This window comes from Comamonas sp. NyZ500, assembly GCF_016772095.1.
Classification (GTDB): domain Bacteria; phylum Pseudomonadota; class Gammaproteobacteria; order Burkholderiales; family Burkholderiaceae_C; genus Comamonas; species Comamonas thiooxydans.
This window is the reverse complement of record NZ_JAEIJE010000020.1, coordinates 1-14,198: the sequence shown is the minus strand read 5'-3', so window position 1 is coordinate 14,198 and position 14,198 is coordinate 1. Positions and strand designations below refer to the sequence as shown.

The window sequence follows — 14,198 nt, the reverse complement described above, 5'->3', positions numbered from 1 at the left end:
GGTAAAAATTAGCCCCAGAGCCGGTTGATATCGTTGAAAAAGGCGACTGACATCATCAGCAATATGACTGCGACGCCTGCACGCTGCAGTCTTTCAGCCCAGACATCAGAGACACTGCGCCCCGTCAAACCTTCCCAAAGATAATACATCAGGTGCCCACCATCCAGAACGGGCAATGGTAGCAGGTTGAGAACGCCCAGGCTGATGCTGATCAGCGCGAGGAACGACAGGTATTGCACCAGCCCCATGCTGGCGGACTTGCCTGCATAGTCTGCGATCGTCAAAGGACCGCTGATATTCTTGAGCGAGGCCTGACCGATCAGCATGCGCCCCATCATGCGCAGCGTCATGGAGGACAGCTCCCAGGTCTTGTGCAAACCGGCACTCAAGCCATCCAGAAAGCCATGGCGCACCAGCACCATCTCGGGCTGGCTGCCAATAAAGGCGTTCACACGTGCAGTTGCAGCTTGTCCATCCTTGCCAGGTACTATTTCCGGCTGCACCCGCAGGTTCAGACGCTGGCCCGCACGCTCCACAGCCCAGGCCTGCGGCTCGACTCGACCGGATGCACCCGAGGCACGAATCGCGGCACGCGCCTGAGCGCCATCCTGAGCTGCCTGGCCATCGATGCTGAGCAGCACATCGCCTTTTTGCAGACCCGCCTTTTCCGCCGGGCCACCTGCAACAACCTCTTCTATGACCGGACGACTCCAGGCACCCTGCAGCCCGACCTTGTCAAAGAAAGCTGCATCCGGTTCCTTTTGTTGCAAAGAAGCGAGATCGAGCGGCACGACACGCGCCGCGCCATGTTCTTGTGCCGCCACCTCCAGCTGCAAGGTTTCACCTTCAATGGCAGCTGTCGTCACCAGCCAGCGCAAATCACCCAGGGCACGCACAGGCTGCCATTCCTTGCCACCCACAGAGGCACGCTGCACCCAGTCGCCGCTTTGAATACCGGCCTGATGCAGCAACGTGCCTTCCGGAGGAGCCGCAAGCCGGGCTGCAGGCTCGTTGGTGCCCACCCAGTTGACCACCGCCAGCAGCGCCACGGCCAGCACCAGATTGGCCGCAGGTCCCGCGGCAACAATCGCTGCACGTGAGCGCAGGGGCTGGTTGTTGAAGGCCAGATGTTTTTCCTCGGGTCTGACCTCGCCCTCGCGTTCGTCAAGCATGCGCACATAGCCGCCCAGAGGCAGCGCCGCGATCACATATTCGGTGCCCGACTTCTTGCCGACCCAGCGCAACAGCGGCTTGCCAAAGCCCACGGAGTAACGCAGCACCTTGACGCCACAGGCCACGGCAACGCGATAGTGGCCCCACTCATGCACCGCAATCAGAACGCCGAGCGCCACGATGAAAGCCACAACCGTCAGCAACACCTGAAACTCCTTAATGCCAATCAATGCTTGGAGCGTGCAGCAGGCCGCAAGTTCAACCGCAAGCCCTCAAGCCACCAAACTCGGCGCCAGATCAGCGCGCCCACTTCCTAGCTATGTCAGCAGCACGCTCGCGCGCTCGCTCATCGAGCGCCATCAACTCTTCCAGACTGCCCACGACACCGGGTTGCACGGATTCCAGCGTCTGCAGATTGACGGCATGAATGCGGTCAAACGACAGGCGACGCTCCAGGAACGCGGCGACAGCCACTTCGTTCGCTGCGTTGAGCACCGTGGTCGTACCCTCGGGCGCGCGCAGCGCCTGCCAGGACAGATGCAGGCCCGGAAAGCGACGCGCATCCGCCTCCTCGAAGGTCAGCGCCGCCAGCTTGGCGAAATCCAGCACAGGTGCGCCGCTCTCGATGCGCTCGGGCCAGGCCAGACCGCAGGCAATCGGCACACGCATATCGGGCGTGCCCAGCTGAGCGAGCACGGACGCATCCTTGAACTGCACCATGGAGTGCACGATCTGCTGCGGATGGATCACCACCTTGATCTTCTCGGGCGCCATATCGAACAGCCAGCGCGCCTCGATCACCTCCAGCGCCTTGTTCATCATGGTGGCCGAGTCCACCGAGATCTTGCGCCCCATGGAAAAATTGGGATGCGAGCAAGCCTGCTCGGGCGTGATTTCGGACAGTGTCGCCGGGTCGCGTTGGCGGAACGGTCCGCCCGATGCCGTCAACAGCAAGGAGTCGACGCGATCAGCCCAGGTGCTGCTGTCTTCGGGCAGGCACTGGAAGATGGCCGAGTGCTCGCTGTCGATGGGCAGCAAAGTGGCTCCATGGCGCTTGACGGTGTCCATGAACAGCGCGCCGCCCACCACCAGGGCCTCCTTGTTGGCCAGCAGCAGACGCTTGCCGGCCCTGGCGGCCGCCAGACAGGGTGCCAGTCCGGCCGCACCGACAATCGCCCCCATGACAGCATCCACATCCGGGTGCGACGCGATCACTTCAAGCGCGTCCCGCTCCTGAAGCACCTGTGTTTGAAGCCCGTTTTGCTTGATTGCCTCAGCTAGTTGACGAGCATGGGGCGCACTGGCCATCACAGCGAACTGCGGCTTGAACTGCGCGCATTGCCTGAGCATCAGATCCACTTGCGTGGCTGCGCTCAGCGCGAAGATTTCGTATTGTTCAGGGTGGCGTGCCACCACATCCAGGGTATTGGTTCCGATGGAACCGGTAGAACCCAGAACCGTGATTTTCTGCTTCATGGATGCACAAAGGATGAGAGCATCATCGCCAACGGCAGTGTGGGCAGGAGGGCATCAATGCGATCCAGGACACCACCATGGCCGGGCAGCAAGCCGCTGCTGTCCTTGACACCGACGCTGCGCTTGATGAGGGATTCGACCAGGTCGCCCACCACACTCATCGCAGCCATAAACACCGCAGCCAGCAGCAGGAACCAAAGTCCGCGCGACTGCAGCACCGAATAGAAACTGAGAACACCGGCGCCGTAGTGACGATCTGCCCAGCTCCAGACCAGAGCCAGCACAATCACCCCCAGCATGCCGCCCCAGACACCTTCCCAGCTCTTGCCGGGACTGATGGAAGGAGCCAGCTTGTTCCTGGTGAACTTCAGGCCGAAAGTGCGGCCTGCAAAATAGGCAAAGACATCAGCCACCCAGACCAGCACCAGCACCGACAGCAGGAAGTTGATGCCGATATTACGCGCCTGCACCACGGCCAGCCAGGCCAGCCACAATGCCAGCACGCCGCCGACCAGACGCACTGCTGCCGGAATATGCGGCCAGCCCGCCACGCCAGCGCGCAGCAGCAAAACGCCCCCCAGCACCCAGAGGGAACCTGCAATCAGCCACACCGTGGGCAGAGGCTGATCCACCCAGCCGGCCCACCAGGAGCCGGCGCACAGCGCCGTACAAACAGCCCCCAGGCCCAGTGAGCCTGCCTGTCCAAAACCATTGAGTCGCCCCCACTCCCAGGCACCAGCCGCCATGAACAACAGCATCAGTGCGGCAAAGGGCACGGTGCTGGCCGTATAAAACAGTGCCGGCAGCAAAATGGCCAGCAAAATCAAGGCGGTAATGACGCGCTGCTTGAGCATGGCACCTCTTATGGTTAAGCCGTCAAGGTGACGGTGGATGATGGTTGAATCTGCTCGGAAGTCTGGCCGAAGCGGCGCTCACGACCGCCAAACACGGCAATGGCCTCGTCAAGAGCCGCCTCGTCGAAATCAGGCCACAGGGCATTGCTGAAAAAAAGCTCTGTATAAGCAGCCTGCCAGAGCAGGAAATTGCTGATGCGAGTTTCACCGCCGGTGCGGATCATGAGATCAGGATCCGGCACATGAGCCAAGGCCATGGCCCTGTCCAGATTCTCGGGAGTCAGCTCCAGCCCCTGGGCCACCAGCTTCTGTGCAGCCTGGGCTATATCCCAGCGGCCACCGTAGTTGAAGCAGACGTTGAGAACCAGACGTGTGTTGTGAGCGGTGATGCGCTCGGCCTCTGCCAGGCCCTCCCGAACCTTGTCGCTCAGCCCCTGGCGGTCGCCGACAAAGTACAGGCGCACGCCGTCGCGGCTGAGTTGAGCGACTTCCTTGGCCAGGGCATTGGCCAGCAGGCTCATGAGGCCCGAGACCTCTTCCTGAGGCCTGTTCCAGTTCTCGGAGGAAAACGCAAACACCGTGAGCACCTGCACACCACGCTCGACGCAGGCGCGAGCGCAGCGGCGCAGGGACTCCACTCCCTGCTTGTGACCGGCAAGACGTGGAAGCAGACGGCGCTTGGCCCACCGTCCGTTGCCGTCCATGATGACGGCGATATGGCGCGGAACCGCGCCGTTTTTCTTGGATGTCAAAAGTGCAAGTCCTTTGGAAAGACTCAGACCGCCATGATGTCCTGTTCCTTGGCCGCCACCAGCGTATCGACCTCGGCAATATGCTTGTCGGTGATCTTCTGGATTTCGGCTTCGGAGCGCTTCTGATCGTCTTCAGAGGCTTCCTTGTCTTTGACCAGCTTCTTCACGCCTTCATTGGCATCGCGACGCAGGTTGCGAACGGCAATCTTGGCGTTCTCGCCTTCGTTGCGCGCCAGCTTGGTCATTTCCTTGCGGCGCTCTTCGCTCATGGGAGGCATGGGCACGCGGATCAGGTCGCCCATGGAAGCGGGATTCAGACCCAGATCGCTCTCGCGAATGGCCTTTTCCACCTTGGCGGCCATGTTCTTTTCCCAGGGCTGCACGCTGATGGTGCGGGAATCCAGCAAAGACACATTGGCCACCTGCGACAGAGGCACCATGGAGCCGTAGTACTCGACATGGATGGCATCCAGCAGCGCGGGATTCGCCCGGCCGGTGCGCACGCGAGCCAGATTGTTCTTCAGAGCCTCGATGGACTGACCCATCTTGGTTTCGGTGTTCTTTTTGATTTCAGCGATCGTCATGTTCTTGTTCCTTTGCGGGCATGTGGCGGCAAAACGCTCAAGCGTACACCAGAGTGCCTTCGTCTTCACCCATGACCACGCGCTTGAGTGCGCCGGGCTTGACGATGGAGAACACGCGAATCGGCAGCTTCTGATCGCGGCACAGCGCGAAAGCGGTGGCATCCATGATGCCCAGATTGCGCGAGATGGCCTCATCGAAAGCCAGCTTGTCGTAACGCGTGGCCGAAGGATCCTTGACCGGGTCGGCCGTGTAGACGCCATCCACCTTGGTGGCCTTGAGCACGACTTCGGCGCCAATTTCAGCACCACGCAGCGCAGCGGCCGTGTCGGTGGTGAAGAAGGGATTGCCCGTACCGGCAGCGAACACCACGACCTTGCCCTCTTCCAGGTACTGCAGCGCCTTGGGACGCACATAGGGCTCGACCACCTGCTCGATACCGATGGCCGACATCACGCGCGCCGTCAGGCCCTGCTTGTCCATGGCATCTGCCAAAGCCAGGGCATTCATCACCGTGGCCAGCATGCCCATATAGTCGGCAGTCGCACGGTCCATGCCGACCGAGCCACCTGCCACGCCGCGGAAGATGTTGCCGCCGCCGATCACCACGGCAACCTGCACACCCACCTTGGTCACTTCCACGATCTCAGCCACCATGCGCTCGATGGTTGCACGGTTGATGCCGAACTGGTCATCTCCCATTAACGCCTCCCCCGACAGCTTGAGCAAAATGCGCTTGTGGGCTGGAATGGCGTTGGACATGGTGTTTCTCCGATGGAAGTTGAATGAGTATGAAAACGGGAGGGGAATAAATCAATCGCGGCTCTAGGCCGCGATTGTTGCTAAGGCTTAGGTTTAAGCACCAGCCTTGGCTGCTGCCACCTGGGCAGCCACTTCAGCGGCGAAGTCATCAGTCTTCTTCTCAATGCCTTCACCCACGACATACATCGTGAACGCCTTCACATTGGTGTTGGCAGCCTTGAGCATCTGAGCCACGGTTTGCTTGCCGTCAGCAGCCTTCACGAAGACCTGGTCAGCCAGGGACACTTCCTTCAGGTACTTCTGCACGGAGCCTTCCACCATCTTGGAAACGATGTCGGCGGGCTTGCCGGATTCGGCTGCCTTGCCTTCGGCCACAGCGCGTTCCTTGGCGATCAGGTCAGCAGGCACGTCAGCGGAAGTCAGAGCCACGGGCTTCATGGCGGCCACGTGCATTGCCACGTCCTTGGCAGCAGAAGCGTCGCCGTCGAACTCGACCACCACGCCAATGCGGGTGCCGTGCACGTAGGCAGCCAGGCCAGCGCCGCTGAAAGCCTTGAAGCGACGGAAGGACATGTTTTCGCCGATCTTGCCGATCAGACCCTTGCGCACGTCTTCCAGAGTGGGGCCGTAGCCGTCTTGTTCGTAGGCCAGAGCGCCCAGAGCGTCCAGGTCAGCGGGATTGTGCTCGGCGACCAGCTTGGCAGCGGCATTGGCCATGGCCAGGAAGCTGTCGTTCTTGGACACGAAGTCGGTTTCGCTGTTCACTTCGATCAGGCCGCCCTTGCCGCCGTCGATGAAAGCAGCCACAACGCCTTCAGCAGTCACGCGGGAAGCGGCCTTGCCAGCCTTGGTACCCAGCTTGACGCGCAGCAGCTCTTCAGCCTTGGCCATATCGCCATCAGCTTCGGTCAGAGCCTTCTTGCATTCCATCATGGGGGCGTCGGTCTTGGCGCGCAGTTCAGCGACCATGCTTGCAGTAATTGCCATCGTATTTCTCCAGTATCAGTTCGATTCGTTACAGGATTCCGGCTAAAAAAACGGGGCTACCTAGAGCCCCGCTTTTTCTCGCGATGCGGTCGCGCAGCCGGACTTCGCTTAGGCGGCGGATTCTTCCACTTCCACGAACTCGTCGCCGTTCTCACCGGCAGCGGCCTTCACCACGTCGTTCAGACGAGCTTCACGGCCTTCCAGGATTGCGTCGGCAATGCCTTGGGCGTACAGCTGCACAGCCTTGGCGGAGTCGTCGTTACCAGGGATCACGTAGTCGATGCCATCGGGGTTGTGGTTGGTGTCAACCACGCCGATCAGAGGAATCCCCAGCTTCTTGGCTTCAGCGATAGCGATCTTGTGGAAGCCCACGTCGATCACGAAAATGGCGTCGGGCAGACCGTTCATGTCCTGAATGCCGCCGATGTCCTTTTCCAGCTTTTCCAGTTCGCGAACGAACATCAGCTGTTCCTTCTTGGACATGGATTCCAGACCGGCTTCTTGCTGAGCCTTCATGTCCTTCAGACGCTTGATGGAGGTCTTGACGGTCTTGAAGTTGGTCAGCATGCCGCCCAGCCAGCGCTGGTCAACGAAGGGCACGCCAGCGCGCTTGGCTTCTTCAGCCACCAGCTCACGGGCTTGACGCTTTGTACCCACCATCAGGATGGTGCCGCCGTTAGCAGTCAGCTGCTTGGCGAACTTCTGGGCTTCCTGGAACATCGGCAGGGACTTTTCCAGGTTGATGATGTGGATCTTGTTGCGGGCACCGAAGATGAACGGAGCCATCTTGGGATTCCAGAAACGAGTTTGGTGACCGAAGTGGACGCCGGCTTCCAGCATCTCGCGCATTGTTACTGCCATGTTAATTACCTCAAAGGTTGGGTCTAAAATCCGGCCCAACGATTGCAACCGCCTTGAAAAAAGCGAGCGCAACACCTTGAATAGGCCGGTTTGCTATTTGCCTTGCCGACTTAAAAGCAATTGCTGCAACACACAAAAACGCCATCGCATCAACCACTTTCAGAGCTTTTCAAGTCAATCCTCACGGACTAACCCTTAGCAAAGCCGCAAAATTTTAGCACACTGCCATGCAACTCGACCTCAGTCACGTCGCTCTTGAGATCCGCGAAGGCCGCCAAAGCGCTGCAAACCTCATGCAAATGAGCATTGCTGCCGCGCAAAGCCCCTTGTGCGCCAACGTTTTCAGCCAGACTTTTTTTGACGAGGCACGCTGGGCGGCTGCAGAAACGCCATCCACTACACCCCTGGCCGGCCTGGCCATCTCGGTCAAGGACCTGTTCGACACGCAAGGCACGCGCAGCGCCGCCAGCTCCCTGGTGCTGCAGGATGCGCCCCTCGCCCGCACAGACGCCACGGCCGTTGCCCGCCTGCGCGCGGCAGGCGCGGCCATCATCGGCCGCACCCATATGGTCGAGTTCGCTTTTTCCGGCGTTGGCGTGAACCCGCATTTCGGCACCCCCGCCGCGCTGGACGCGCGCCACCCCGCCAACCCTCAGCTGGCGCCCACGTGGCCGGCGCGTATTCCCGGCGGATCCTCGTCAGGCGCTGCTGTTTCCGTCGCCAGCGGCGCCGCCTGGGCGGCACTGGGCTCGGACACCGGCGGCTCCATCCGCATTCCCGCTGCACTCAATGGCCTGGTTGGCTTCAAAAGTACGGCCAGACTGGTTCCCACCGAAGGAACAGTGCCTCTATCACCCACACTGGATACCGCCTGCGCCATCACCCGCAGCGTGCGCGATGCCGTGCTGCTGCACGAGATTCTGGCCGGGCGCAAAGTCGCCAGGGATGAACGCAGCCTGAGCCAGTGGCGCCTGGCAGTGCCGCGCCCCCTCTTCTTCGATCAGATCGAGCCCGCCGTTCGCAGCGCCTTCGAACGCAGCATCGCCAAGCTGCAGGCCAGCGGCGCGCAGATCGAGTGGATTGACCTGCCCGAGCTGGAGGAGCTGGACCGCATCAACGTCATCGGCGGCTTCTCGCCCACCGAAAGCTACGCCTGGCACCGGCACCATCTGCAGGATCCCGCCAAGGCCGCGCTCTACGATCCCCGGGTGCGCTCGCGCATAGAGCGCGGCGCGAGCATGAGCGCTGCCGACTATCTCGATCTGCTGGCCGCGCGCAAGCGCTGGATTGCAAGGATGGAGAGTGCCATTGCCGACTATGACGCCCTGCTCTCGCCAACCACGCCGATCACCGCCCCCACCATTGCATCCGTCGCTCCGGCCAACGGCTTCGATGCTGCAGCCGACCTCAGGCATGACGAAGAATTCTTCCGCGTCAACGGCCTGCTGCTGCGCAACACCAGCGTGGTCAATATGCTGGATGGCTGCGCGTTGTCACTGCCGTGCCACAACCCGAACGAGCTCCCCATGGGCCTAATGATCTGGCATGCCGCCCTGCATGACGACGCCATACTGAATATCAGCGCGGGCATAGAGGCAGCGCTCAATCGCGTTTGACTTCCATTTTTGTAGCTACAACCGCTTATGGTCATTGGGCTACATGGCAAAAATCATCAAAACCCACAAATGCGCAGCCTGAGGCTATCCTCGGACCATGCTGCGCATTTCTCCAATCGACACCCCGCCCGCTTCCATGGCTACCGGCCAGGGCTGGCCGCTATTCAGCACCGCCGCCACGCGCCAGATTGAGCAGGACTGCGCCAGACGCCTGCCTCCCCACCGACTGATGGAGCGTGCAGGCCTTGCCATCGCAAAACTGGCGCTGGCAGTAGCCCCGCACGCACAACGCATCTGGATCGCCTGCGGCCCGGGCAACAACGGAGGCGACGGCTTTGAGGCGGCAGCGCAGCTCAAAGCCATGCTGCCCCACGCGCGAATCATGGTCAGCGAAGTGCGCGAGCCTGCCGAGCTGCCATCCGACGCACAGATATCCCGGGACAAAGCCAGGCAGGCTGGCGTGCAGTGGCTGCATGACGCCCCCGTCGATCTGGGACTGCAGGACCTGTGCATCGATGCACTGCTGGGCATAGGACTGAGCCCGCGCCCCTCTGACAAGGCCTCGGCTACGGAGCTGCACCTGCTGCAACTGCTGACCCAGGTTCGGCAGTGCGCCTGCACCGTACTCTGTGTCGACCTTGCCTCCGGCCTCGATGCCGATACCGGCCAGTATCTGAGGGAGTTCGCGCCCGGCCAAATCGCCGCCAGGCAAGCGCGCCACACGCTTGCCTTGCTGACCCTGCAGCCCGGCCTGTTCACCGGTCAGGGCCGCGATGCCTGCGGACAGATCTGGTGGGACGACCTGGGCTGCGGCATTGCCGGCACTCCCGGCACGACCAACCCCGCTGCAGCGCGGCCCACGGCGCATCTGAACACCCGCTCCTCCGCTTCCTCGAGTGCACGCCCGCACGCCAGTCACAAAGGCAGTTTTGGCGATGTAGCCGTGCTCGGCGGCGAAGGCCTGGGCTTGCGAGGCCTGTCGATGACGGGCGCGGCCTGGCTGGCGGCACTGGCCGCACTGCACGCCGGAGCCGGCCGCGTCATGCTGGCCTTACTGGACGAAGCACTGGCGCAAGGCATTGCACCCTGGCCGGAAATCATGCTGCGACGGCCTGCAGCCCAGGACTGGGGCCAGGCCACCGCGGTCTGCGGCTGCGGTGGCGGCGAAGCCGTGCAGGCCTGGTTGCCTCACATACTGGCACAAGCTCCGCAACTGGTGCTGGATGCAGACGCACTCAACGCCGTTGCGGCCAGCCCGGCACTGGCGCAGCAGCTGAGCCAGCGCGCCACACGCCAGCAGACCACGGTCTTGACCCCCCACCCGCTGGAGGCCGCGCGCCTGCTGCAAACCAGCACTGCTCAAATACAAGCCAACCGCCTTCAATCCTGCCTGCAGCTTGCCAGCAAATTTCAGTGCACGGTGCTACTCAAGGGCTCGGGCACGGTCGTTGCCAATCCACAGCAGCAAGTCTGGATCAATGCCAGCGGCAATGCCCGCCTGGCCACGGGCGGCACGGGCGATGTGCTGGCCGGATTGATAGCGGCGCTATGGGCACAGGGTCAAAGTGCCGATATGGCAGCGACTCAGGCAGCCTTCCGCCATGGCCACATTGCAGATTGCTGGCCAGCAGATCTCCCATTCAGCGCCAGTGCACTGGCTCTGCGTCTGGGCAATCAATAAACTGCAAAAAAACAAAGGCCTTGCCGTTATCGGGCAAGGCCTTTCAGCTCTTGATAGGAGAGCAATCAGCGCTCGGTCTTGCGCTTGCTGGTTTTGCTTGCCGGCGCAGCCTTGGTACCCGCCGCAGGCTTGGCAGCAGCCTTTACGGCTTTGGGAGCCGACTTCGCCACAGACTTCGTTGAGACCTTGGTTGCGGGCTTTGCGACCGACCTTGATTCAGGCTTGACCGCAGCCTTGACAACAGAGATGGCCGGAGCATCAGGCGCAAGCAGGGCTGCAACCTTTTTCCTGCCTGCCGCCTTGCGAGGCTTGGCTTGCTGCACCTCGATGACGGACTCCATCACAGGCTCAGGCTTGGGCGCGGCTTGCTCTTGTGCGTACTCCGCCTCCAGTGCGGCCAGATTCACGCTTTTCAGCATGGCTTTCTTGGCTGCCTTTCGCCCCTGCTTGGCGCGATCGGGCTCAGGTGCAGAAGCAGGGCCCGCAGCAGCATTGCGCTGCGCACGATTGGCCTTGGCATCGCGACGACTCCACTTGTCGGCATAGCCGCCCGCACTGCGCTCGTCACGCGACTCGCGACGGCCACGCCCCTCATCCTTGGCTTGGCCACGACCGCCGCGTGGTGTTTGTACCAAGCCATCCTCGCCATCGCGAACCAGGCGGAAGTCGATGCGACGTCCGTCCAGATCCACGCGACTGACCTGCACCCGCACTCGTGCGCCGATGCCATAGCGAACGCCCGAGCGCTCGCCACGCAGCTCCTGCCGGGCTTCGTCGAAGCGGAAGTAGTCGCCGCCCAGCTCGGTGATATGCACCAGCCCTTCCACATACATGGCATCCAGCGTCACAAAAACTCCGAAGGTCGTGACCGAGGAAACCGTGCCCGCGAACTCCTCGCCCAGATGCTCGCGCATGTATTTGCATTTGAGCCAGGCCTCCACATCGCGGCTGGCCTCGTCGGCACGGCGCTCGTTGGCACTGCAGTGCAGGCCGGCAGCCTCCCAGGCCTGGAATTCCTTGGCCGCCGAGCGCTTGCGCGGCTTTTGCCCCGGCTCGACCACACGCGAAGAGAGGCGCTTGGCCATCTTGGCTTCGGCTTCACCCGGCGTGGGCAGGCTGGGCAGCTTGTAGTGTGTGCCGTTCAGCTCAGCCTTGATCACGCGGTGCACCAGCAAGTCTGGATAACGACGAATCGGGCTGGTGAAGTGGGTATAGGCCTCAAAGGCCAGACCGAAGTGCCCCGAGCCTTCCGGCGTATAGAAAGCCTGCATCATGGAGCGCAGCAGCATGGTGTGAATCTGCTGCGAGTCTGGACGGTCCTTGGTGGCATTGGCAATCTGCTGAAACTCCTTGGTCGAAGGGTTTTCGCTGATGCTCATGCTCACACCCATGGCCTTGAGGTAATTGCGCAGAATTTCCTGCTTTTCCAGCGAGGGCTTGTCGTGCACGCGGAACAGGCCAAGCTGCCCGCTTTGGTCGATGAAATCTGCGCTGCAGACATTCGCCGCCAGCATGGCTTCTTCAATCAACTTGTGCGCATCATTGCGAGTGCGCGGCACGATTTTTTCGATGCGTCCGTTGTCGTCGCAGACGATTTGCGTCTCGGTCGTCTCAAAGTCCACGGCACCGCGCGCCTCACGAGCCTTGAGCAGGGACTGGAAGACGCCATACAGATTCAGCAAATCCTGCACGCGCTCCTTGCGCTTGGCTGCTTCTGGGCCACGCGTATTGGCCAGGATTGCAGCCACCTCGGTATAGGTGAAGCGCGCATGGCTATGCATTACTGCCGGGTAGAACTGATAGGCGTGAATCTCACCTTGCGCCGTGATCAGCATGTCGCAGACCATACACAGCCGATCGACGTCGGGGTTTAAGGAGCACAGCCCGTTGCTGAGCTTTTCCGGCAGCATGGGAATCACTCGGCGCGGGAAGTACACGCTGGTGGCGCGGTCGTAAGCATCCACATCAATGGCACTGCCTGTGGTCACATAGTGACTCACGTCGGCAATCGCAACAAGCAGGCGCCAACCCTTGCTGCGCCCCACCTTGGCGGGCTCGCAATACACGGCATCGTCAAAGTCGCGGGCATCTTCGCCGTCAATGGTGACCAGAGGAATATCGGTCAGATCAATGCGGTGCTTGTAGTCTGCGGGTCGGACTTTTTCGGGCAGCGCCTTGGCTTGCTCGAGACAGGCGTCGGAGAAGATATGCGGCACGCCATACTTGCGCACCGCAATCTCGATTTCCATGCCTGGGTCATCCACCTCACCCAGCACTTCGGTGATGCGGCCCACAGGCTGGCCGAACAGCGCCGGCGCCTCGGTCAATTCGACCACCACCACCTGCCCCGGCTTGGCCGCACCTGTGGCGTTGGAAGGAATCAGAACATCCTGGCCGTAGCGCTTGTCTTCAGGGGCCACAAGCCACACACCGCTTTCTTGCAGAAAGCGACCAATGATGGGCTGGTCTGGACGCTCCACGATTTCCACCACACGGCCTTCGGGGCGACCGCGATGGTCATGACGGGCGATACGCACCTGGACCTTGTCCTTGTGCAGCACCGCTCGCATTTCATTGGGGGGAAGGTAGATGTCACGCTCACCATCGTCACGGACGACAAAGCCGTGTCCGTCGCGGTGGCCCTGCACAGTGCCCAAAATTTCTTCGTTCATATCGGCAACTTTTGCGCGAGGGTTCATTTTCTTGATATACAATCTATGTCTTTCCTGAGATGCCCAGGTGGCGGAATTGGTAGACGCACTAGTTTCAGGTACTAGCGGGTAACTCCGTGGAGGTTCGAGTCCTCTCCTGGGCACCAAGTTTAACGACAACCCGCAAGGGTTGAAACAAACTTGGGAAACATTCCTCAAGGGAATGTTCACAAGCCAGACGGCATCTTAGAAAATTTGAAGATTCGGATTGAATGTAGAAAAAATGCATTACAATACGAAGATTCCCTGAAAGCCCAGGTGGCGGAATTGGTAGACGCACTAGTTTCAGGTACTAGCGGGTAACTCCGTGGAGGTTCGAGTCCTCTCCTGGGCACCAAACACGACAAGCCGTTGCATGTAAATGCAGCGGCTTTTTCGTTTTGGCAACCCCTCAGCCGCCGCGCAAAGTTTTCTGAAAAATCCACGCAAACCAACATGAGCAGTACTCAAGCCGCTATATAATTCGCTCACTCTGAAATGCCCAGGTGGCGGAATTGGTAGACGCACTAGTTTCAGGTACTAGCGGGTAACTCCGTGGAGGTTCGAGTCCTCTCCTGGGCACCAAATACGACAAGCCGTTGCATGCAAATGCAGCGGCTTTTTCGTTTTGGCAGCCATCTCAGCCACCGCGCAAAGTTTTCTGAAAAAACCGCGCAAACCGGCATAAGCAGTACTCAAGCCGCTATATAATTCGCTCACTCTGAAATGCCCAGGTGGCGGAATTGGTAGACGCACTAGTTTCA

The 14,198-nt window shown here is 60.8% G+C and carries 11 protein-coding genes and 3 tRNA genes; 5 read left to right on the top strand and 9 right to left on the bottom strand.

The annotated features are described in order from the left end of the window. Positions 1-8: 8 nt before the first annotated feature. The 8 genes from rseP to rpsB all read right to left on the bottom strand — a co-directional run bounded on the left by rseP (position 9) and on the right by rpsB (position 7,447). Positions 9-1,379: an RIP metalloprotease RseP gene (rseP, locus tag JAO85_RS21625; protein WP_039048842.1), complete on the bottom strand. Its 1,371-nt coding sequence runs from the start codon at positions 1,377-1,379 to the stop codon at positions 9-11. Positions 1,380-1,470: 91 nt separating this feature from the next. Then, positions 1,471-2,649: a 1-deoxy-D-xylulose-5-phosphate reductoisomerase gene (gene ispC, locus JAO85_RS21620; RefSeq protein WP_202789003.1), complete on the bottom strand. Its 1,179-nt coding sequence runs from the start codon at positions 2,647-2,649 to the stop codon at positions 1,471-1,473. Further along, a complete protein-coding gene (locus JAO85_RS21615) occupies positions 2,646-3,503 on the bottom strand; it encodes a phosphatidate cytidylyltransferase (protein WP_003067375.1) in 858 nt (285 codons plus the stop codon). Before JAO85_RS21615 ends, ispC begins: the two co-directional genes overlap by 4 nt. A 14-nt stretch (positions 3,504-3,517) precedes the next feature. Continuing rightward, positions 3,518-4,255: a polyprenyl diphosphate synthase gene (gene uppS / locus JAO85_RS21610; protein WP_003067377.1), complete on the bottom strand. Its 738-nt coding sequence runs from the start codon at positions 4,253-4,255 to the stop codon at positions 3,518-3,520. 23 nt (positions 4,256-4,278) lie between these two features. After that, positions 4,279-4,839 carry a ribosome recycling factor gene (gene frr, locus JAO85_RS21605; protein ID WP_003067379.1) on the bottom strand — a complete coding sequence of 187 codons (561 nt, stop codon included), beginning with the start codon at positions 4,837-4,839 and terminating at the stop codon, positions 4,279-4,281. 37 nt (positions 4,840-4,876) lie between these two features. Further along, positions 4,877-5,599, bottom strand: a complete 723-nt coding sequence (gene pyrH / locus JAO85_RS21600; protein ID WP_003053409.1) for a UMP kinase — start codon at positions 5,597-5,599, stop codon at positions 4,877-4,879. Positions 5,600-5,692: 93 nt separating this feature from the next. Continuing rightward, positions 5,693-6,586, bottom strand: a complete 894-nt coding sequence (gene tsf, locus JAO85_RS21595; RefSeq protein WP_012839129.1) for a translation elongation factor Ts — start codon at positions 6,584-6,586, stop codon at positions 5,693-5,695. A gap of 108 nt (positions 6,587-6,694) precedes the next feature. After that, the gene (gene rpsB / locus JAO85_RS21590; RefSeq protein ID WP_003067383.1) at positions 6,695-7,447 is read right to left on the bottom strand and encodes a 30S ribosomal protein S2; all 753 of its coding nucleotides are present in this window, start codon (positions 7,445-7,447) and stop codon (positions 6,695-6,697) included. 227 nt (positions 7,448-7,674) lie between these two features. Between rpsB and JAO85_RS21585 the strand changes: the two genes are divergently transcribed. Continuing rightward, positions 7,675-9,063, top strand: coding sequence for an amidase (locus tag JAO85_RS21585; RefSeq protein WP_202789002.1), 1,389 nt, complete (start codon positions 7,675-7,677; stop codon positions 9,061-9,063). A 97-nt stretch (positions 9,064-9,160) separates the two neighbouring features. Continuing rightward, positions 9,161-10,744 (top strand): NAD(P)H-hydrate dehydratase, encoded by a 1,584-nt coding sequence (locus JAO85_RS21580; RefSeq protein WP_202789001.1) that lies wholly within the window; start codon positions 9,161-9,163, stop codon positions 10,742-10,744. A gap of 65 nt (positions 10,745-10,809) precedes the next feature. Here JAO85_RS21580 and rnr read toward each other — a convergent pair whose 3' ends face one another. Next, positions 10,810-13,443, bottom strand: a complete 2,634-nt coding sequence (gene rnr, locus JAO85_RS21575) for a ribonuclease R (protein WP_202789000.1) — start codon at positions 13,441-13,443, stop codon at positions 10,810-10,812. 34 nt (positions 13,444-13,477) lie between these two features. Between rnr and JAO85_RS21570 the strand changes: the two genes are divergently transcribed. The 3 genes from JAO85_RS21570 (at position 13,478) to JAO85_RS21560 (ending at position 14,019) form a co-directional block, all read left to right on the top strand. Then, positions 13,478-13,562, top strand: a tRNA-Leu gene (locus tag JAO85_RS21570). Positions 13,563-13,707: 145 nt separating this feature from the next. Next, positions 13,708-13,792: transfer RNA gene (locus JAO85_RS21565), tRNA-Leu, on the top strand. Positions 13,793-13,934: 142 nt separating this feature from the next. Next, positions 13,935-14,019: transfer RNA gene (locus JAO85_RS21560), tRNA-Leu, on the top strand. The last annotated feature ends 179 nt before the right edge of the window (positions 14,020-14,198 follow it).